The sequence below is a fragment of the Nostoc sp. NOS(2021) genome, from assembly GCF_017115025.1.
GTDB lineage: Bacteria > Cyanobacteriota > Cyanobacteriia > Cyanobacteriales > Nostocaceae > Nostoc.
On record NZ_JABXKM010000151.1, the window covers coordinates 1 to 7,124 of the forward strand.

5 protein-coding genes are annotated in these 7,124 nt (G+C 44.9%); 1 reads left to right on the forward strand and 4 read right to left on the reverse strand.

Annotated elements, in window-relative coordinates:
* The first annotated feature begins 161 nt into the window (after positions 1-161).
* Positions 162-1,646 carry an acyl-CoA synthetase gene (locus tag HWQ41_RS19620; protein ID WP_292766317.1) on the forward strand — a complete coding sequence of 495 codons (1,485 nt, stop codon included), beginning with the start codon at positions 162-164 and terminating at the stop codon, positions 1,644-1,646.
* 162 nt (positions 1,647-1,808) lie between these two features.
* Here HWQ41_RS19620 and HWQ41_RS19625 read toward each other — a convergent pair whose 3' ends face one another.
* The 4 genes from HWQ41_RS19625 to HWQ41_RS19640 all read right to left on the reverse strand — a co-directional run bounded on the left by HWQ41_RS19625 (position 1,809) and on the right by HWQ41_RS19640 (position 6,628).
* On the reverse strand, positions 1,809-2,648 hold the full coding sequence (locus HWQ41_RS19625) for a hypothetical protein (protein ID WP_292766320.1): 840 nt from the start codon (positions 2,646-2,648) through the stop codon (positions 1,809-1,811).
* Entirely contained in the window at positions 2,638-3,318 is a 681-nt protein-coding gene (locus HWQ41_RS19630; protein ID WP_292766323.1) for an XRE family transcriptional regulator, read from the reverse strand. Before HWQ41_RS19630 ends, HWQ41_RS19625 begins: the two co-directional genes overlap by 11 nt.
* Positions 3,315-4,118 (reverse strand): TIGR04255 family protein, encoded by an 804-nt coding sequence (locus HWQ41_RS19635; protein WP_292766326.1) that lies wholly within the window; start codon positions 4,116-4,118, stop codon positions 3,315-3,317. Before HWQ41_RS19635 ends, HWQ41_RS19630 begins: the two co-directional genes overlap by 4 nt.
* 245 nt (positions 4,119-4,363) lie before the next feature.
* A complete protein-coding gene (locus HWQ41_RS19640; RefSeq protein WP_292766329.1) occupies positions 4,364-6,628 on the reverse strand; it encodes a DUF1796 family putative cysteine peptidase in 2,265 nt (754 codons plus the stop codon).
* Positions 6,629-7,124 lie beyond the last annotated feature (496 nt).

Here is a 7,124-nt window from a genome sequence, read left to right on the forward strand (position 1 = left end):
ACTTATCGGGGGTCTAACCTAGTATGGGTTAGACCCCTAATTCGCCAGCAGCATCCTTGAAGAAGTCGGGGATCTGAGCCTGTCGGTGTTTACAAATCAAATAGGATTGCTATATATACTTTCAATAAGTAGGCTGAATCAACCTAAATCGGTAAATAAACGTGAATCTCCCATTGATTATTCGTGCTGAAGAATACAACGAGAAAACGGCGATTGCGACAACGGACGGAGCATTTACCTATCGGGATTTGCTGCACACTTCCAGTCAAATAGCAACAAGTCTTCTTAAAAATGCACAAGATTTACAGGAGCAGCGAGTTGCCTTTCTTATCCCGCCGGGGTTTGAGTATGTCGCCACTCAATGGGGGATTTGGCGGGCTGGTGGCATAGCTGTACCTCTGTGTATTTCCCACCCGCGACCAGAATTGGAGTATGTTATTACAAATTGTGGAGCATCGATTATTATTGCTCATCCCAATTTTGAGGGTATATTGGGAGCGATCGCTACTGAACACAATTTGCGATTTATCCTCACCTCAGAAACGCTCCCATATAATGTTGGTCGCCTCCCAGAGGTAGATATCACTAGACGCGCCTTAATTCTCTACACGAGCGGTACAACAGGTAAACCAAAGGGTGTGGTTACAACCCATCAGAATATTCAAGCGCAAGTGACTAGCTTAATCACCGCTTGGGAATGGACATCTAGCGATCGCATTTTACATATCCTGCCATTACATCATATTCATGGAATTGTCAACATATTAACCTGTGCTTTATGGGCTGGGGCGGAGTGTCAGATGTTGAGCAAGTTTGATGCCGAAACCGTTTGGAACCGAATTTGTGACGGTGACTTAACCCTATTTATGGCAGTACCGACAATTTATGTGAAGCTAATTGCTGCTTGGGAAACTACCTCTAGGGAACGCCAAAAAAGTATGTCAGCAGGCTGTGCTAAAATGCGCCTGATGGTTTCTGGCTCGGCAGCGTTACCAGTTCAAGTTTTAGAAAAGTGGCAGACCATCAGCGCCCATTTTCTGCTGGAGCGCTATGGGATGACGGAAATTGGCATGGCGCTATCGAACCCTTTACACGGTGAACGGTTGTCTGGATATGTGGGGAAGCCTCTGCCTCAAGTTGAAGTAAGATTAGTGGATGAAAGCGGGGAGTTAGTCCCAGCAGGAACACCAGGAGAAATCCAAGTTAAAGGCCCCGGAGTGTTTCTAGAATATTGGCAAAACCCCCAAGCAACTGCCAAAGCCTTCCAAGATGGCTGGTTTTGTACTGGAGATACCGCCGTAGTTGAGAACGGTAACTACCGCATTCTGGGACGGATGAGTGTAGATATCATTAAAACCGGAGGGTATAAAGTTTCAGCTTTAGAAATTGAAGAAGTATTGCGATCGCATCCAGATATTCAGGAATGTGCAGTGGTTGGGGTTGCTGATTTAGAGTGGGGTGAACGGGTATGTGCGGCGTTAGTATTGCAAGGGTCACAACCTTTAACATTAGCAGCTTTCAGAAGTTGGGCAAAAGAGCGATTGGCTGTCTATAAGGTGCCAACCCAAATTCTGCTAGTTGAAGAATTACCACGCAACGCGATGGGGAAAGTTACCAAGCCGACAGTGGTTGAGCTATTTTGCTGATAGCGATCGTCAACGCCTAATTAGACTTGGAGTTTCAAAGCTCGTAACTCCTTAAACTTATACAACAAAAAGTGCAGAATCGGCGATAATTAGCGTGAAACGTGACAGGGGCGATCGCCAATCACAAAGTTTGTAGATAAAGGAAATGTAAAATTATGCACATTAGTATGACAAGTGATCCAAATCAAGTGGATCACTCTCAATATACTCCTTCGCTGTCATGTCTTCCAGAGCTACTACCGAACCCTCTACAGCTTGGAATCGTCCAGATTCAGGGATGAATTTCAACCACTGTTTGAGAAATTGCTGCCATCCTATTCCCTCAAATTGATTCTGTTCCTCGTCTCGAATAAACCAAAATATTAGTCGAATTTCAGAGCTATTCCATGAAGGTTCTGCACGCACTCTAATTTCGCGTAAGGCGCGAAGTGCTTCTCCTTCAGTGTTAGATTTATCATGCTTATCTCGCAGACGGTTTTGAAGCTTTTTAGCAAAGTCGTTGAAGTCCTCAGGGAAAGCAAATCGAGCACGTTTTCGTGTTAATGCTTGCCCAAATGCTCTAATCTCTTGATCGTTGCGGCATCCTGGGTTGCGCTCCCATTCTGCAATAACAGCCTTCTCTAATGTCATCCCACGATCAAGGTCAGCAACAAGATTAAATTTTGCAACTCCTGGAACATAAGCAAATTGAGGTCGCCTACTTCGCTGAATTTCAGACAAAAGTTGCTCATTAACCTCCACCAGAGGTACCACCTCTATGAATGGACGATCAACGCAAGAGCGTACAATATCGCATGTCTGTGTAACCACAACAAAACCCTTAACATCGGATTCCACAAGGTCTGTTTCTGATTCTGCAACATCAGCAGAATCAGATGTCAAAGGGTGTTGAGGATTAAAGCGATGGACAAACCAGTGTTCTCCAAGCACACAATCACCCTGACACCACTTCTTAAGAGTGGTGTCTACTTTCTTAATCCAAACATCACGCTCATTGACCACTACGATTTTTTCGACTCCTTACTGCTCTAGCAGGTCTGGATTGTCCAACTTCAAGATGGATTGGATCTTGGAGAGCGTCAACCAGCTCTGCTGGATTCTGTGGTCTACGTGCTGCACGTGTATCTTCAGACAAAGGACTTAACTGTGGTCTTTGAGGTGCATTACCGGAACCAATAATCTGCTTGAATTCTTCGTATTTACCTACAACCATTAAGTCAAAAAGTGGACTACCATTACTGCCAGGTTTCAGTAATAGACTGCGATTGAGACTTGCACTTCCTCGATCAATGTATTGAATAGCACCTAAGAGTCGATTAAGATGCTCCTCATTAAAGCGGGATAACGGTTGCCCACTTGCCCAAAAATGAAGGCTTCTGCGTGAGACATTGAAGAGTTTAGCAAGTTGATCCCACGTTAATCCACTCAATCTTCTCAGTTCGCTAAGAGCCTTCTGTGTTAATTGTGGAGAACTAGTTGATGGTAGAGTCAGCCCACTCGTTGTCATCTCTAAAGGAGCCAAAATATTCCTGTTAGTTGCTATAGAATTAGCAGTGCTATTAGGAGCCATTAAAATTATAGAGGGAAAGCGATTTACGGGAGATTTCCGCATAGCTCCAAGCGCAGAAGTCTCCGGTAATAATTCAAGTTTTCTGTCTAGCAAATTACTCATAATTCACCTCCAAAGCGCCGCAAAAACTCATCAGTCACTGCCCATCGAAAGAAGGTATAAATTCTTTCAGAAAATTGTTTTGCTTCATTCATCAAAGCTTCAACACTGAAATCTCGTTTCTTTGAGAGAGACATATCTAGATCCAGTATCCAGCTAGACTCAGCAAAAGGTTCAATCGCCGCAGGATCAAAAGTTGTATCAGCGGGAACGAGTCCCCACCTCGCAATGATTTGTTCCCCTCCATCGGGGATGATGAACAAAGATTGATTAATATTTTGATGAATATATTCTCTGAATCCAGCAGTTGCAATGCCAGCTATCTCAGGTTTTACCAGTGATGATAGATCATCTATATTTTGTCCAACAAGTCTGTCGATGTATCGCATACCGAATCGCTCAATAATGTCAATATTAGGATGAAAACTTTTTTTAAGAGCGATAAGTAAGCTTTCTAGACGTTCCAGAAAATCACTGCGACTTGAGTAAACAGTTGTCTCAAGTGCCAAAAAATTGGGTGCTAATGAGACTCGCCAAGTTTCTGTTTTGTCCACAAATCGCCAAGTTATTTGAGGCACAGTTGGTACAACACCTTGAGGGCTAAAAACGAAGCCCTGAGTTTGCTCAGGCTGTAGATAAGGATAATTTTCCCTAATCGCTTCTTGGAATACACGAACAAATTCCTTATCTTCCATCGAAAGAATGCAAGGAAAGATTACTTGCGCGATAACTCGAATTAGTGGCGCGTTTTGTAACGGCACTTCCTTGGGTGGCTGTGCAATGAATGGATTGGTATTGACCACTTTCTACATCCTTTGCGAGGCTTCTAGAGAGATTGTGCATCATCGTTCTTTACATCTATCGTAAGGCCATAGTGTGAAGTATAGTGTGAAGTTTAAGAAAGATTTTCCCGTAGGGTGTTGCATAACAGGAAAAAATTAGAGGAAGCCCAATATCTATAATTGCTTCTCTAGTCGTAGTTATGTTTGTAAGCCGCATTATATCGAAAGTCGAAAAGCGTTGGTGCAGTCTGCCGCAGGCATCGCTCCTACCTAGTTTCCCACCCCTTTGGAGGTTTGGGTGGACACCAAAAGAGGTTTTTGCTAGACACCCCAAGGGATTCCAGAATTCCTCGCATCACCTCTGTGCAGTACATCCAGTGTCCCAAATCGTCATACATGCGATCGGGATTAAACTCGACATTGTAATGCAGCACATTGGGAAGGTCTAAAAACTGATCATCGCTTTGGGGAGAAAGAAGCAAGAGATGAAATGGCTTCCCCTGGCATTGTTTTTGCAGCTTGTTGAGCAGATCAATCACACCACCGCGATCGCTAATTCCTGTACGGACGAAAAGCACTTGGTCACAGTGTCGCAATGCGTACCAAAACCTTTCAGAGCGTGCCGTGTACCGAAGGCGCATCCGTTCATGGACGGGAGACATATCGCTGGTTGGGTCGTCTGTCTCCTCAACTTCATGGGCAAAGGACAAACCCGACCACTTACTGTGGTAGATTCTGCCTGCATCGGGACTGTAGTGCAGGAAGGCAGGGTTCCACATATCATCAAAACCGTTTTCGATCGCATCCGCAACATCTGCAATATTAGTCGCACGCGTTAAATCAAATGGAAAGGCCGGGCCATCATATTCCATCTTATATAACATCATGCGGACGGCACAGCGATCGCCAAGGGGAAGAATGGCTACACGGCTGATATCCGATAACTTGCATTTGTATTGGAAAAACACCGCAGACTTAGGTGGTGCTTTCACGCGGCTTTCTAGCCCATTGTTACCAATCATCATGGTGCGAAAAGGAATGTCGGGATGAAGCGGATCTTCATAGACACCCGATGGCATGGCTTTAAGTGCTAAACAAACCTCCTGCCACATCGGCTGGATGTTGTACTCGTTGTCTGATTCGTTGATCACCCAGAGGTGGTGTTCACTCGCTTGCAAAATCCCCAGATCCCCGTCATAGAACAAAACGTTGTTCGGCGAAAAAAGATTGAAGGCGGTGCTATATTCTAGGTCGGCACCAGGGGGGATGTTTACTGTAGTTGCGATCGCACCATCCTCCTGCACGGCAAAAAAGGGAAGCGTCACTGCCTGGGTGTACTTCGCAATGTAAATACCTGGTATCAATCCGGCCTGACTTTGCAGTGCAGTTTGCAGTTCCTGCCAATAGGGAGCGATCGTGTAGCTGTATTGTGATGGATTAATGATCCGTAAACGCTTTTCTTCGATACAGACAGAGATATGAAAGCCCGCATTGTCAAAGTAGATGGGGGATTCATTCGTTTGCCGGAAGCGTTGTTTTTCTTTTGCTAATTCGTCTTTATCGATCTCAAATAGGTGCTGGTTGATCTGCTGATACATCAGGCTGTGACCAACCGTGTTCGGGTGAGCCGGGTCGAAGGATGTCCCCGCTTTCCATCGTCCTTGCCCATCATCCACGGCTGCCAACCAATCCAGTACAGTTACGCCCCAACTTAGCATTCGCTTGTGTGTGTCTCGTATCAGCCAGTAATGTTCCAGGGAATAATTGCCATTGGGATAGACTCCGCCCAGAATCGGAATTGCTCCGATGTCGCGCGTCATTTTCACCAGCTGCTGCAAGCCACTTTCAAACCGTCGCTGTACAGCCCGCCGTTGGTGAGGGGGACAGTAGGCTAACCCTTCGTTGCCCAGAGACAGGGCAATGATCACGACATCCGGCTGTTCTGGGGTGACAACTGAGCCAAATCGAGCGATCGTTCTGCTGACATTCGCCCCCACTTCCGAGACATTCACGAGTTTATGCCCATATTTTTGCTGTAAAGCCTGTGCCAACAACCAGACCCAACCTCTCAAAAACCAGGCTTTATGACCTAATGCGACGGAACTGCCAATGACAACGATTTTCAGCCTCTGTGCCCCTGACTCCACGGGCATCCTGACAGCAGGCTCCTCAATGTATCCAAAAGGGTAAGGTTGTAAATAGCCGAATGCGCCATCATCCACAATAATCCTGCTGGAATGATCGTTAGGGTCAATCGGAATCCAGCGGTTTGTACTTAATAAGCTCTCCCATCGGGCGTTGCCGTTTGCATCGAAACGCACGTATTTATATTCAACTCTCTGGCAATCGTCTGACTCCAAAGACGGCTGAATGTCAATTTCTATGTCTGTCCACCATAAAGGATAGCGATCGCCACTTGTAAGCAGGTGGACACATTTGGTGATGTCCCACAGTCCCAACTCTGGAGTAGAACCGACAAGACCAATGGATTCGCCCCTTTGAGTGTATGCACTGATCTGGAATCGATACATAGAGTTTATCCTGATTTAGTGAGTCCGATACCAAAAAAAAAGGCTGAATACTTAAACCTGCTTTGACAATATCACATAGAACTCTTAAAAATCTGGTATGAATCTTGTTAAGTATACTGAAGCTCTGATTTACATCACCCCAAGCTACCAGGGGTCAAGCTTTTCAAAAATTAAATCGGATTTTTTAATCCTGATTAAATAAAATATATTGTATTAAAAGTCTTGGCACAACCAAGAACAAATCAATATCAGGATAAGATTAAGTTAAATTTTTCCTTCAATAGCACTGGAATTCGCAAGTACTTGGTAGCGATCGCTATCTATTCCAGTTAACCAACACTTACAGGTGATAAATGCGATGGTGAGCGGATGTATGCAGTTACCAGTTATATCAATTTTGGTAGAATACTTATAGCAACGGACAAGAAGGGGACATTAACTGATGATAAAATCTATATACGAACAGACTTTCAACCCAGTCCCCAGTCCCCAGTCC

Coding starts and splice junctions, on each gene's coding strand:
- HWQ41_RS19630 (WP_292766323.1), bottom strand. CDS start 3,318: ATGAGTAATTTGCTAGACAGAAAACTTGAATTATTACCGGAGACTTCT.
- HWQ41_RS19640 (WP_292766329.1), bottom strand. CDS start 6,628: ATGTATCGATTCCAGATCAGTGCATACACTCAAAGGGGCGAATCCATT.